The 14,391-nt window shown below is 27.1% G+C and carries 9 protein-coding genes; all 9 read right to left on the bottom strand.

The features are described 5' to 3' along the window. Window positions 1-4: 4 nt before the first annotated feature. The 9 genes from trmFO to MPUT_RS01690 all read right to left on the bottom strand — a co-directional run bounded on the left by trmFO (window position 5) and on the right by MPUT_RS01690 (window position 14,379). Complete coding sequence (trmFO, locus tag MPUT_RS01730; protein WP_014035086.1) at window positions 5-1,342, bottom strand: methylenetetrahydrofolate--tRNA-(uracil(54)-C(5))-methyltransferase (FADH(2)-oxidizing) TrmFO; 1,338 nt, start codon at window positions 1,340-1,342, stop codon at window positions 5-7. Then, entirely contained in the window at window positions 1,342-3,186 is a 1,845-nt protein-coding gene (locus MPUT_RS01725; protein WP_014035085.1) for an ABC transporter ATP-binding protein, read from the bottom strand. The genes trmFO and MPUT_RS01725 overlap by 1 nt, the downstream gene beginning before the upstream one ends. A gap of 15 nt (window positions 3,187-3,201) precedes the next feature. Then, a complete protein-coding gene (locus MPUT_RS01720) occupies window positions 3,202-5,076 on the bottom strand; it encodes an ABC transporter ATP-binding protein (protein ID WP_014035084.1) in 1,875 nt (624 codons plus the stop codon). 143 nt (window positions 5,077-5,219) lie between these two features. Further along, window positions 5,220-5,993 (bottom strand): DNA-processing protein DprA, encoded by a 774-nt coding sequence (locus MPUT_RS01715; RefSeq protein ID WP_014035083.1) that lies wholly within the window; start codon window positions 5,991-5,993, stop codon window positions 5,220-5,222. A 3-nt stretch (window positions 5,994-5,996) separates the two neighbouring features. Then, complete coding sequence (locus tag MPUT_RS01710; protein WP_014035082.1) at window positions 5,997-6,302, bottom strand: single-stranded DNA-binding protein; 306 nt, start codon at window positions 6,300-6,302, stop codon at window positions 5,997-5,999. Between the two features lie 105 nt (window positions 6,303-6,407). Beyond that, window positions 6,408-7,283 carry a Pr6Pr family membrane protein gene (locus MPUT_RS01705; RefSeq protein WP_014035081.1) on the bottom strand — a complete coding sequence of 292 codons (876 nt, stop codon included), beginning with the start codon at window positions 7,281-7,283 and terminating at the stop codon, window positions 6,408-6,410. 189 nt (window positions 7,284-7,472) lie between these two features. Then, the gene (locus MPUT_RS01700) at window positions 7,473-9,731 is read right to left on the bottom strand and encodes a RelA/SpoT family protein (protein ID WP_014035080.1); all 2,259 of its coding nucleotides are present in this window, start codon (window positions 9,729-9,731) and stop codon (window positions 7,473-7,475) included. Window positions 9,732-9,792: 61 nt separating this feature from the next. Continuing rightward, window positions 9,793-10,305: an adenine phosphoribosyltransferase gene (locus MPUT_RS01695; protein ID WP_014035079.1), complete on the bottom strand. Its 513-nt coding sequence runs from the start codon at window positions 10,303-10,305 to the stop codon at window positions 9,793-9,795. A 15-nt stretch (window positions 10,306-10,320) separates the two neighbouring features. Next, window positions 10,321-14,379: a protein translocase SecDF, variant type gene (locus MPUT_RS01690; RefSeq protein WP_014035078.1), complete on the bottom strand. Its 4,059-nt coding sequence runs from the start codon at window positions 14,377-14,379 to the stop codon at window positions 10,321-10,323. Between the last annotated feature and the right edge of the window lie 12 nt (window positions 14,380-14,391).

The raw sequence follows: 14,391 nt of genomic DNA, 5'->3' as shown, positions 1-14,391 counted from the left end.
ACACCTACTTTGTAATTTGCTTAATATAATTTTGCATACTTTCAAGTGCTCTTTTTGAATAAAGTTGTTTTTTGTTTTCTTTTAAGGCTTTTTTAGTGATATTAGTAACTTCTAAGTCTTTAACAATTCCTCAATTAGCTTTCATTGGTTGAAAGTTAATTGGTGAAGTATTATGAATATAGTGTAATAATGCTCCTGTGACTGTTGATGTATCTGGAATTACTAGTTCTTTATTTTCTAAAAATCTTGAGATATTAATAGCTGCTATTAAACCACTAGCACTTGATTCAACATAACCTTCAACGCCAGTAATTTGTCCGGCAAAAAAGATTTTTGAATTGTGTTTTAATTGTAAGAATTGGTTTAATACTTTAGGAGAATTAATAAAGTTGTTTTTATGCATAACTCCATATCTGATAAATTCAGCATTTTCTAGTCCTGGAATCATTGAAAAAACTCTTTTTTGTTCTGGTCATTTCAAATTGGTTTGAAAACCAACTAAATTGTATAAACTATCTTTAGCATCATCTTGACGAAGTTGCACAACTGCATATGCTTTAGTGCCATCAGGCTTAGTTAGTCCTTGCGGTTTCAATGGACCAAATAATAAGGTTTGCTCTCCTCTTTTAGCAAGTGCTTCAACAGGCATGCATCCTTCAAAATATTTTAATTGATTATCATCTTTTAGATGACTGATTGCAATTTCGGCATTAATTAGTTGTTGATAAAAAACTTGATACTCTTGTTGTGTCATTGGACAATTAATATAATCTTGAGTTTCACCCTTATCATAGCGATTTTGTCTAAAAGCAATCTTCATATTAATCGAATCTTTAGTTACAATTGGAGCTACTGCATCAAAAAAGTAAAAATCATCTTTTCCAACTAGTTGGTTTATTTGATTTTGTAATAATTCAGTTGTTAGTGGCCCTGAACAAATTAAAATCATCTGATCTTTAAATTGTTCTAGATCAGTGATTTCTTGATCAAAGATGCTAATATTTTTATTTTCTATTAATGTATTAGTAATAAATTGCGAAAATTTATCACGATCAACAGCTAAACTACCACCCGCAGGAACTTGACTTAGCTCAGCAGCTTTGATAATTAACGAATCTAACATGCGCATTTCTTGTTTTAAAGTTCCAACAGCATTATTTAAATCATTGCTTCTTAGTGAATTAGAACAAACTAATTCAGCAAAATAATTAGAAACTTGTACGGGGTTTTTCTTAATTTTTTTACATTCATAAAGATTAACTTTATAACCTTTTTTTGATAGTTGATAAGCAGCTTCGCAACCAGCTAGTCCTGCTCCAATAATATTTATTGTTTTATTCATTATTCCATCAATCCTGCTTCATATAAATTTCTAAAATGTCCAGGTTGTTTTTTTAATTCATTAAAAGTTCCTTGTTGCACAATTCCAGCTCCGTTAGGTCCTAAAACATAAATCTGATCAACGTTTTTAATTGTTGTAAGTCTATGTGCTATAGTAATACACATTCTACCTTTAATTAATTCATCTAATTTTTTTTGAATTTCTTTTTCAACTACATTATCTAAAGCACTAGTTGCTTCATCCAAAATGATCAGATCAGGATTTTTTAAAAACACTCTAGCAATCACTAGTCTTTGTTTTTGTCCACCACTTAGAATAAATCCTCTTTGACCTAAAACAGTATTATACTGATCAGGTAGTGACATAATAAAATCATGTAGCTCAGCTTTTTTACAGGCTTGAATAATTTCTTGATCTGTTGCATCAAATTTAGAATATCTAATATTTTCAAAAAATGTTCCAAATAAAATTTGTGGATCTTGTTCAACATAACCAACTTTATCTAAATAAGCAGGTAAATTAATTTTGTTTAAATCGTGTTTATTGTTAATTAGAATTTTTCCTGAAGTTGGCATATAAAATCTTAAAAGTAATTTAGCAATTGTTGACTTGCCAGCTCCAGTTTGACCAACAAAGGCATAACTTTTTCCTTTTTCAAAAGTTAAAGACATTTCTGGTAGTACAATTCTATCTGGTTTTTTAGGATAAGCAAAACTCACTTTGTCAAAAGTAATTTTATCAATTTTAGAGATTTTATAACCATCTTTATTCGGATGAATACTAGGTACTGGTTCAGTTAACTCACTAATTCTATCTGCAGCATTAGAAGCAGCTGTAGCTGTTCTTAAACTTGGAAGTAAAATTGAAATTGCACCTATTAAAGTTGACAATAGAGGAAAGACTAAAGCAGTATTAGTTCCTAAACTTTGAGCTGTAATTGTTCCATTTAAAAATTGGAAAGTAAAAATTATAAAAATAATTGGCATTAGTAATCTAATACTAAAAATCAATCAAGTATTTAAAACTGCACTAGAATAGTTTACTTTTGTTAAGCTTTCTTCATAATATTTATCTTTTTGTTCTAATCTTTTAATTTCATATTCTTCAGTACCACTAGCTTTAATTAGCGAAATGTTGTTGATTCTATCAGTCATATCAGCATCAATTTCTCTTTTTCTGTCAAATGAAATAATCATTTTTCTTCTCATATCAACAAAAAGTACTACACCTAAGATGTTTACAATTAATAGATAAGCTAAAGCTACTGTTGCAACTAGTTCTTGATGTTGAGTAAACATAATTACAATAGCAGTAATTGATGCAGTAATTGAATAAATAAAGTTTGTGATAAATTGTTGTACACCAAAAGAAATATTTTGAGTATCAGCAACAAGTCTAGTTAAAATATTTCCTGAAACATGATCAAAGTAAAAATCAACATCTTGATCTGCTAAAGCATTTAAAATTTTAACACGCTGCATCACTTCAATTTGTGCTGAATATAAAGTAATTGTAAAGTTAGTTAAATATTCTAAAACAATAATGATTAATAAGTTAACTCCAACTACAGCTAATCAACCATACTGATCTAAAAATATTGAGTTAAATAGACTTGTTTTTTGACCTGTTAATAAGGCATCAAGCATCTTTGCTGAAAACAAAGGAAGAATTGTTGAAAAGAAAGCATCAAAAGAAGTCGCTAAAACACAACTTCAAAATAATAACGGACTTTTTTTAGCTAGTTCAACATTCATTTTAAAAAACATTCCAAGTTTTTTAATTGTGAACTTCCTTTCATTATCAAATGCTAGCTTGTTTTTGACTGATTTAAAAATTTTTTTCATTTTAATTCTTTCTTTCTAGACATCGTATTTAGCAAATCCGGCATCATATAGTTTTTTAAATTGACCCGGAGTATTTACAAGTTCATTGAATTTACCTTTTTGAACAATTCCTTTTTTAGGTTCTAAAACAATTATTTGATCAACGTTTTTAATTGTAGAAAGTCTATGAGCAATTGTAATACTAGTTCTATTTTTCATTAATTCTTCTAATTTTTTTTGGATCTCTTTTTCAACTACATTATCTAAAGCACTAGTTGCTTCATCTAAAATTAAAATCTTAGGATCTTTTAAAAACATTCTAGCAATCACTAGTCTTTGTTTTTGTCCACCACTTAAAATAAAACCTCTTTCACCAATTACTGTTTGATACTGATCTGGTCACGACATCACTAAATCATGTAGTTCAGCTTTTTTACAAGCTTGAATAATTTCTTGATCTGTTGCTGATGGTTTAGCATATTTAATATTATCTAAAATAGTTCCTAATAATAGTGATGGTTCTTGTTCAACATAACCAACTTGAGCTAAATAACTAGGAATGTATAAATCTTTAATATTAATCTTATCGTTAATTAAAATTTCACCTGAACTAACATCATAAAATCTTAATAATAATTTAGAGATAGTTGATTTTCCAACCCCAGTTTGACCAACAAAGGCATAACTTTTTCCTTGTTCTAAAGTTAAATTAAAGTTAGGTAAAACGATATTATCTGGTTTTGATGGATAAGCAAAATTGACATCTTTAAAAATAATATTTCCCTTAATATCATCTATCCAAACACCCTGTTTGTCTAGTGAGTGATTATTAATAGTTGGTTGGATGCTAGTAATAGCATCAATTCTTTTTGCTGATGAACTTGCTTGTAACAATCCAGCAATCACTCTTAAAAATTGCATTATTGGACCTATCATCATTCCAGCACACATAATCATAGGACCAATGATTAAACGAAGTTGGTTTAAATCATTTTTATAGATTGCTGAAGCAATAATGATCATGACTACTTGAACAGTATTAATACCCAAAAATAAAATCGACATCATCAAAGATTGATAATAGCTTATTTGTTTATATTTTTCATAGTATTTTTTATGCACATCAACAAATCTTTGTTTTTCATATTCTTCAGTACCACTTGCTTTGATTAGTTTAATAGTATTGATTCTATCTGTCACATCACCATTAATCTCAGTGATGATTTTTCTTAAATTAAAAATTAACTTTCTCATTGGTAGAAAAGAAATTACAAATAAAATTCCTAATCCAACATAAAAACCAATCAATGCCAATCCAATATATAAACTAGTTGTTGAAAATAACGCAATAATCGTAAAAATCAAAGAAAAAAAAGCAACCAAAATAATATTTGGAATAATTGCTGCTTGCATACCAATGATTTGTGTATCTGAGACAACTTTAGTTAAAATGTCTCCTGTTTTTTTGTCATAATAATAACTCATATCAGCTGAAATTAGTTTTTCTGAAACTTCATTTCTTAAGCTAATTTCAATTTTTTTACCTAATTCAGCTCCAAAAAAATTAGAAAGATAAGTAAAAACCGCTGTTAGAACTAAAACAGCAATTCAAATTCCAAGTATCACTTGTCAACTCAACCCTCACCAATCAGTTGAATTATCTAACTGGCTTTTTTCATGTAAGATAGCATACTGTAATTGTTGTAATAAAAATGGGTTAAAAGAAGCAAAAGCAGCAGACAAAATTGAAGTAATGATTAAAATAATAGTTCACTTCTTATGAATTTTCATATATTTTAAAATAATACCCAAAAAGCTTTTACTTTCTTTTAATGAGATTTTTTTCTTGTCGTAAGTTTGTTTGTCAGACAATTCCAGTGCATCATTATTCTTTTGGTTTTGATAACTCATAAAGTACCTCTTTGCAATTTAAGATAATTTTAACATTTAAAGCCTAAAATTTAAGACAAAAAATCTCCTTTATCATTGTTGTAAATAAAAAGAGATTTTTTTAAAAATAACATATCTTTTAATAGTAAAATTCTAAAAATAACTTAAGTGTGATCTAAGATAAATTCTAAACTTTCAGCTAGCATAGCACCGTTTTGAATTGCAAAATTATTGGCTTTAAACTTGGAATTGATTCTTTCTGGAATTGCAAAAAGTTTTAGATCGTTAGTTTTTGATATTTCAAGGATTTGTTGAGTTTGTTGTAAATTATTAGATTGACATAAAATAGTTGCTCTGCTAATTGTTAATAAAATTTTTAAACTATTATCAAATAGCTTAGTTAGACAGCTATCAGTTTGTTTAATTTGATTGTCGCTGATAAGTATCACATTACTATAAGTTTCAGTTAATTGATAAATTTTTAAATGATTTTGACTAAGATTTATTAAACCATAACTAGACAGTAAAATTAACTTTCCTTTCTTACTTACAATATAATTTATTAATTCTAGTGTAAATCCATGCTCAAATTTTAAAGCGATAATTTTTTGTTGTTTAATTAGTTTGTTAACTATTTTGAAAATACTTTTCTTAGCATAACTATCAATTTCAGGATCAACGATAATTGCAAAGATGTTGCTTTTTAGTTTTAATAACTCTAACTGACCCTTATAAAACAAAACTAGTGGCGGTTTTGCTACTTCTTTTAAAAACTCTGGATAGTTTGGATCTAAAATAGTTATAAAATTAGATTCAACTAATTTTTTAGCTTCATCTAATTCTTGATCATTAATTGGTTCTTGATTTTTTAGCGCTAGTAAGATTTTATTTCAATTATATTGGTATTTAAAAATAAAATACAATAACACTTGTTGCATAAACTAATTTAAATATAAAATTCGATTGGCAAAAATTTCATTTCTGATATTTGTTAAATCGTTATTTGAAGTAAAAGATTGAATTCTTCCTTCGATTCCGATTACCGCTTGATCATGTAATAAAAACTCGTCATCAACTGCACTAGATCATGCTTTAACATTAATATAATCAATACCATCACCATCTTTTACCTTATAAGGTTTAGGAACTTTTACAATAAACTTATAAAGTTTTTTATCTCCATCTTTTGAAGTGTAAGCAATAACTGCATCACCTTCTAATTGACCTATAATATTTACTAAATTCATATTTATTTTCCTTTCTATAGGTTGTTCAATCTAGTATTAGGAAAAAATTTTAAATTATTACTAAATAAAAAATCTTTTATCATTTGATAAAAGACATTTAATATTTTAATTATTTGATTTATTAGCTAATTTGGCTTTTAAGTTTGAAACTAATAATGCTTGTTTACTTTCTAATCTTTTAGTAATTATTTTTCAATAAATCAGAGAACTAAAAAAGACAATCGATAAAATAATTAACATTGAAATTAAAAATAACACAATTCCAGGTATACCAAAAACATTAGGATTAAACACTTGGACAAAAAAGTAAGGAAATGAATGTTTATCATCAACAGTAGCACCACCCAAAATTGATACCATTCCTCTTAAAATTGCATAGATAGTATAACCTATTAAGAATAACACTGAAAACAATCAAACTTTATTTAAATTCTTTTTATTAGCATAATAATTTGAATCATGATCTACTAAAAATAAATAACAAAGCACCATTACTACTGGACTAATAATATGTACCATAGCATTTTGAAACAATTCTCAATGTGTTAGTTTGAAATTATTTGTAATAATACTTGCTGGAAACAACACAAAATTATAAATAACTCCTGTTACTGTGATTAATAAACTAATAATTAGTGTTGCTTCAGATGATAAAATGAATTTTTTAAACCTATTTTCATCTTTTGCTCCGTGTACTAAGAATCACATAGCAACCATTAAATTAGTAATAGTTGTAAAAAATGAAAAGAAATAAATACTAAACTCAGAGAAATTAAAAACTACTCTAGTAATTTTTGCTGATTGATCTAAAATAACTGAATCTCAAGTTAAAAGGTTTTTAGCATATGTCAGTTGTTGAATCAAGTCTTTTAGTTGTTGTGATGAAATTGCTCCGTTTTTTAAAATAAAATCATTAATTTCTTTATTAGCTAAACAATAATTATAAACAGCGTATAAAAATCCAGAAAAAATCGTGATCAATAAAAATAGGCCAAAACCAATAAAAAATCAGTTTTTTAATTAAGTTTTTTTTAATTTTAAAGATTTTAAAACTTTTTTTAGTAATCCTATTTTTCACAACAACCCCCTAAAATCAATTTAATATTTTATTTAATTACAAATATCTTAACTTAAATCTTAAATTTTTAGTTTGATATCTAAAAATAAGTCCTATTTTTGAATTTTTTTACTAGAAATTGCTCTTTCTACTTCTCTAATTCCAGGAATTGATTTTAAAGCAGATATTACTTGTACAAGATGCTGATCATCTTTAACTTTAACTTGGATTTCGCCTTGAGCAGATAAAGTTTTTTCATCAGTAATGATATTAGCATTTAAAATTGATGTTTTTAATCCTGATAGTACACGGCTTATATCATAAATTAGTCCAGTTCTGTCGACAGCAAAATATCTAATTTTAGTTGTATAAGTGTTTTTTTGAGCAACTGCTTCATTTCATTGAACTGAGACTAATCTAGGCTTAATCGTTGATCAATCCAAACTATAACATTGTTTTAAATGAACTTTGATCCCACTAGTTTTTGTGACAAAGCCAACGACTGGTTCATAAGGAATTGGCATACAGCAACTAGCAAGTGATGCTCTAATATTTTTAATCCCATCAACTAAAATATCATTTTTAACACTGCTATCATAAACAACTTTTGATTTAATGTTGTCAAATACTTCGTCATCTTTTGAATAATCTTGTTTTAAAAAGACTTTTTCGGCAGCTTGAATAATACTATATTCACCTTTAACAACATCTAATAAAAAATCATTTAAATTAGCATAACCCATCTCTTTGACAATTTGTTGAGATTCTTCTGAACTATTCTTTTTTCATCTTCAATCTTTTTGATTAATATAAGCATTAATATTCATTTCTGCTTTTTTAATTAACTGCTGTTGTTGTTCTTTTTTATCTTTACTTTCATCAGTTAATTTTTTATTTAAATATTTTTTAATTCTATTTTTAGCGTTAGGTGAAACAACAATTTTTAATCATTCATAAGTTGGTTCTTGCTTTGGTGAGGTTTTAATTTCAACAACTTGGCCAGATTTTAAAATGGTGTTGATGGGATGAAAAACCCCATTAATTTTAGCTCCAATAGTTTTTTCTCCAATTTCAGTATGAATGCGATAAGCGAAATCTAAAACAGTTGAACCAAACGGTAAAGTGATTACCGCTCCATTTGGAGTTAGAACATAAATTGAAGTGGTAAACAACTCTTCTTTGACTTGTTGTTCAATTCCATCATCATCAAAATCTAAAATACGGTTAAAAATATCTAGTTTTTGATCAATGTCTTTTTGACGTTTAACAATATCAACAATTTCACCTTCTTTATATCTTCAATGAGCAGCTGCTCCAGTTTCAGCAATCTCATCCATTTCTGACGTTCTGATTTGTACTTCAAAAATGTTTCCTTTTGAATCTGATAAAGTAGTGTGTAATGATTGATAAACATTATTTTTGGGTGTTGCAATATAATCTTTAAACTTACCAGCTAGTGGAATATATTTTTGGTGAATAAATCCTAAAATCTTATAACAATCATCAACTGATTTAGCAATAATTCTAATAGCTAAAAGGTCAGTAATTTCTTCAAACGGTCTTGCAAATAAAGTCATCTTTCGATAAATTGAATAAAAAGTCTTAGGTCTTCCAAAAATATTAATAATCTTAATATTTTTTTCTTTTCTTAAATATTCTTCTAAATCAACAATAATTTTATTAATAGTTTCTTCTCTTTGTAAAATGTCGTTATTAAATAGGTTTCTGATTTTTTCAAATTCATTTGGATTTAAAATTTCAAATGAACGATCTTCAAGAAGTGATTTGGCATTTTTCATCCCAATTCTATGAGCAATCGCTGAATAAATTTCTAAAGTTTCTTTAGCAATAATTTTTTGTTTTTCTAAATCTAGATTTGAAATAGTTAAAATGTTATGTAACCTATCAGCAATTTTAATAATGATCACTCTAATATCTTTAGCCATTGATAAATAGAGTTTTCTAAGATATTCAGATTTTAGTTGTTGACGTTGTTCTTTTGCAAAAAAACTTACCTTAGTAACTGATTCAACTAAATCAGCAACTTGTTGGCCAAAATTATCAATAATTTCTTGTTTTTCAACTGGAGTATCTTCTAAAACATCGTGTAATAACCCAGCAATAATTGTTGTTGGTCCCATATGTCATTGTGCAAGATAATAAGCAGTAGAAAGAGGGTGATAAATATAAGGATCACCGTTTTTTCTAGTTTGAGTTTTATGACATTGAGCGCTAAAATCATAAGCTTTTTTAATTAGCTCAAGCTCTTTTTTATCTTTAATGTATTTTTTTAGCTTAGCTAGTAATTCTTCAAACTTAGTAATTTCTTTATAATCAAGAGACATATTATTTTGCTTAGTTATTTGGCTCATATCTTTATACTCCTATACTATTGATTATAAAAAATAAAGGCTAGAAAAGCCCTTATTATTTTTAGTATTTTATGATCTTTTGCAGTTTATATTGACTAAATAAGTCATCATCATGTAAGAATTCTAAATCAAGTAAAAATGAAATTCCTGCAACTTTAGCTTGGTGTTTTTCTACTAGTTCAATAATAGCATGCATTGTGCCACCAGTTGCTAAGACATCATCAATAATCACTACTTGATCATCAGGTTGTAAATCATTTTTATGCATTTGTAAGTGATCAGAACCATATTCTAAATCATATTTGACATCATAAACTTCTCTTGGTAGTTTATTTGGTTTTCTTACTAAAACAAATCTTACTTGAGCTGCATAAGCAACAGCTGATGCTAATAAAAATCCTCTTGCTTCTGGAGCAACCACCACATTAGCATTACATTCTTTAACAAACTTTGCCATTTGATCAACTGCATATTGAAATGCTTTAACATCATTTAACAATGGTGTGATATCTTTAAAGACAATTCCTGGTTTAGGAAAATCTTTAACATCTAGAATGTATTTTTTTAAATCCATAACATCTTCTCATTTCTAATCATTAATTCCAACAATGATTTGTTCTTCTTGACTAACTTTGTAGTTTTGAACAAATCGTTTGTATCCTAAAATGTAAATTATACGTTTTCTTTCTAACAATATTCAAATTGGTAGTGCAATTAATAAAGAAACTAGAGTTGAAATTAAAATTCCAATAATAATTGTAATTCCCATTCCAATAATTGGAGGCATTAATAAAGAAATAATTAAAGCAAAAATAATATAAATTGAAGTTACTAATAAAGTTCGGTTAATTCCAAACTTAAAGATATTAATAAAAATTTCTTTTAAAAAGACATTGCTACTTACAAAAGTATCTAGTTTATGTTTGACTGTAGCTCTTTGGTTTTTAATAGCTGATTTAAGTTCTTTTCTCTTTAGTTTATATTCTTTATATGCTTGATTTTGTTTTTTATTAAAAATTAAGTTAAATTTTTGAGTTTGTTTAAATCACCATAAATGCTTTTGAACATTTTTTTGTTCGGCTCTTTGGGCAGTTTCAACAGCTAAACTAGCTTTAAACTCTTTTTTAAGATTAGAAAGTTCTTGTTTAGTTTGGCGTTTAATAGTTTTAAGTTCTAATGAACTATCAACTTCTTTTTCAAAAATGACGCTAAATGCTTCAAGACTTTTAGACTTCATAATTGATTTACCTTTTCCTAAAATTAGAATTGAAGTAATAATAGTAAATGATAACACTGCGATAATCGCACTAAGAATTTCAATTCCAACAGGAACTCTTAACACAACTACTAATGAAGTTGTTAATAACATAGTTACAATCACTGATAATGCTAGAGCAACAAAATAAGTTCATTTAAATCTAATTATCATATAAACTGCTAAAGCAATTAAAGTGATTCCAAAGACAATACCCATTTCTTTGATTTGACCAAATGACGTATAAGGAGTATTGATTAAGTTAATGATTCCTTGATCTGAAGTGTTGTTGCTATGATTATATTTTGAAGCGGCTACATCAGGATCGGCGTTACCTTTTCAAAAACTGTAAAATAACTTTTCAAAAACATTAATAATTGCTTGGTCTTTAGAATTAGTAATTCTAAATGAGATTCAAGCTAGATCAGTTGCTGATTCAGCACTTGTCTTAACATCTTTGAAGTTTGAACCATGCTCAACTTGAACATTTGCTCCTAGCACTCCACCAACTCTTACATTACTATTTCATAATTTAAGATATTTATTATCAACAATTGATTTAAAGATTTCTGAAACAACAAATGCTGCTCATTGATTTTGATCTTGAACTGATAATGCTGAGTACTCTTTATTAAATTCATTCTTTTTAAAAGCATCAAGACTAGCTTTTCGAGTTTTTAAAAAAGTGCCCATTGCTTTAATCTCATTAACTCTGTTTGGATCATTTGGATCAGTTTTTGATAAATAAGCATTAAAGTTAGCGTCTAAATTTGAATAGATGTCTCTTATTTGGTTTCCATACATAGTTATTGAATAACTATTTCCAAAACTTGCATCATAATTAGGACCAATACTAAATCCTAAACCGATTCCAAGAATTACAAAGATGACAAAAAAGATTGCAAAGATTTTATTAATGTTAAAGATTTTTCTTTGGTTAGTTTTATTTTTTAGGTTATCTAATTCTTCTTTTGAAGTTTGAGTATTTAACTTAGCTAGTATAAAGTCACGATTAGTATTTAGATCTTTAATTCTTGATTTTTTATAAGCACTAAAACTTGAACGTGTGTCTAAACTCTTATTTAGTTTTTCAATTTTAGTATTTAATTTAATAATCTTTTGACTGTCTTTAGCTAATTGTTTAGCCTTTTTAGCTTGGATAATTTCAGCTTCGCGTTGTTTGTAAAAATCATATTTATCTTTAGCTTGTTTTAACTTAGCTAAATCTTTTGATGTTAATTTCGTTTTAGCATTTATATTTTCAATTTTAAAAGCATAATAACTTAACTTAAAGTCATTAATAATATTTGATTCACTATTAGTTTGTGTATTTAATGGTAATAATCAAGGATGCTTAATAAAGGTTTTATCTTTAATTGTTAATCAAGTTAATAAGCGTAAACCCAAAATTCCAAAAACAATTACAAATAAAGTACTAATAACTCCAATAGTAGCTAATCCTTTTAATGAACCAGTTCCAAAGATAAACAATAAAATAGTAGGTATTAAAATGATAAATGATGCATCTAATAAAATTGTTAAGGTATCTTTATTACTAATTTTAAATGATGCTTCAGGAGATCTTTTTTCAAGATAAATATTTTTTTTGAATGCTTCAAAATAAATAATTGAAGTATCTAAAACTAATCCCACGCATATAAAGATCACCGCAAAAATACCAGGTCCAACTGAAATTGAAAAGATAATTGGTAATAACAAGGTCAAGGATGCTGAAATTGCTGCAAGTATAATTGCAAATAACCCTAACAAACGGTAAGAAAATAGCATAAATATCATTATTAATACGCAAAGAATTAATAATACTACTAATGTTGAATATAACATTATGCTATTGATTTCTTGATGATATTCTTCAACAGATAATACTTTAAAAGTAAATCCTAGAGCTGTTTGAGAAATATCAGATTCAATTTCTTTAGCCATTGTATAGTTATGTACAGGAATATATAACTTTTTATTATTTTTATCTTTAACGTTAGTAACTATTGATGGTCTGTTTGAAAGAATTCTTGTATCTTGTGAATTAATTTGAGTTTGTTTTAATAGAATTTCATTTCTAAAAACTTCTTGTTTTAAGTTTCTATTTACAATATGATCTTTATCAATTGTTGAATCTTTAAACAAAATTTCTTTCATCATTACTGAAATGATGTTATTTGTTATTTCATAATACGAACCTAAATTAGTTTGTGCTTGTAGTGATGGAATTCCTTCTGTTGCTCTTATACCACTAAAATAACGACCTTCTCCATCTTTTTCATCTTTATTAAAGTCTTTAGCTTCTGAGTTTGAATCATATAAATATTTATTTGCTGAATTTATGAAATTGAATTTGTAATTTTCAAAAGGTTTAGTAGTTTTGCCACCAAGACCAAAAATCACATGCTTTAAGTCATCTACATTCTCAATTTTACCTGTTGATCCAGATTGTCATCATTTGTTGATATCACTTCCAACTAAGCTTGCTTTTGTTGTAACTCAATCTTTTGTATTATTTCTAGTTTGATATTGAATTGCAAAAAAATCTATTAAAGCATTATTAGTTTTTTGCTCATTTTGATGTGAACTAATCCAAGTTTGAACTGGTTGTAAAATATTTTTTAAATATGATTCTAAAAAGTCATTAATTTCATTTTCAGAGTTAGGATTGGCAAATTGAAAATAGTTTCTTAGTGATGTTAAAACGCTTCCCATTGAAGTGATCATTGTCATTGTTGAATCAGTACTAGCAGAGTTTTTATCACTAGGTTTGATTAAAGTTTCTAAATAATTCCCGCTTAATTGAAATGTCACAAACGGAGCGTTTTTTGTTGCGACATCAGCAGCTTGCACTGCTTCAGCTTCAACTTTACCTAAAAACTTATCAACTGTTAGCTTATCTTTAATTGGTTTTTGACTATCATTACTATTAAAAACTTCACCAGCACCAGCTTTTGACATAATATCTTTATCAAAAAAGATGTCTTTGAAATCTTTATTTAAAATAAATAATCCCCCAAGACGTTCAATGGCATTTTTAAAGATTTCTTGTGAGTTATTATATTTGTTTGCTGGTGCTTTAACTAAAACACGTGAGCTTCCAGCTTGTTCAATTTCAATAGTATTATCTCCAAAAGGAGATAGCTTTCTTTTTAAAGTTTCAGCAGCTTTAACTGAATCTCCAGTTGGTAGATCGTTTTGCTGATCAGCATTTTTGGTTTTGTCAAAAACTCCAACCAAAGCTTGATAACCACCAGTAAATTTAGAACCTAAAGAAGTGTCTTTTGAAACCTTATAACTTGAAACAATAATTCCAGATATTAAAGCTAATATTATTAAAACAATAGAAAAAAGACGTGCACTTTTTTTGAAACTAGCTAGTTTTACTTTCACGTCTTTCACTCC

The organism is Mycoplasma putrefaciens KS1, assembly GCF_000224105.1.
Classification (GTDB): domain Bacteria; phylum Bacillota_I; class Bacilli_A; order Mycoplasmatales; family Mycoplasmataceae; genus Mycoplasma; species Mycoplasma putrefaciens.
This window is presented reverse-complemented; position numbering and strand designations above follow the sequence as displayed.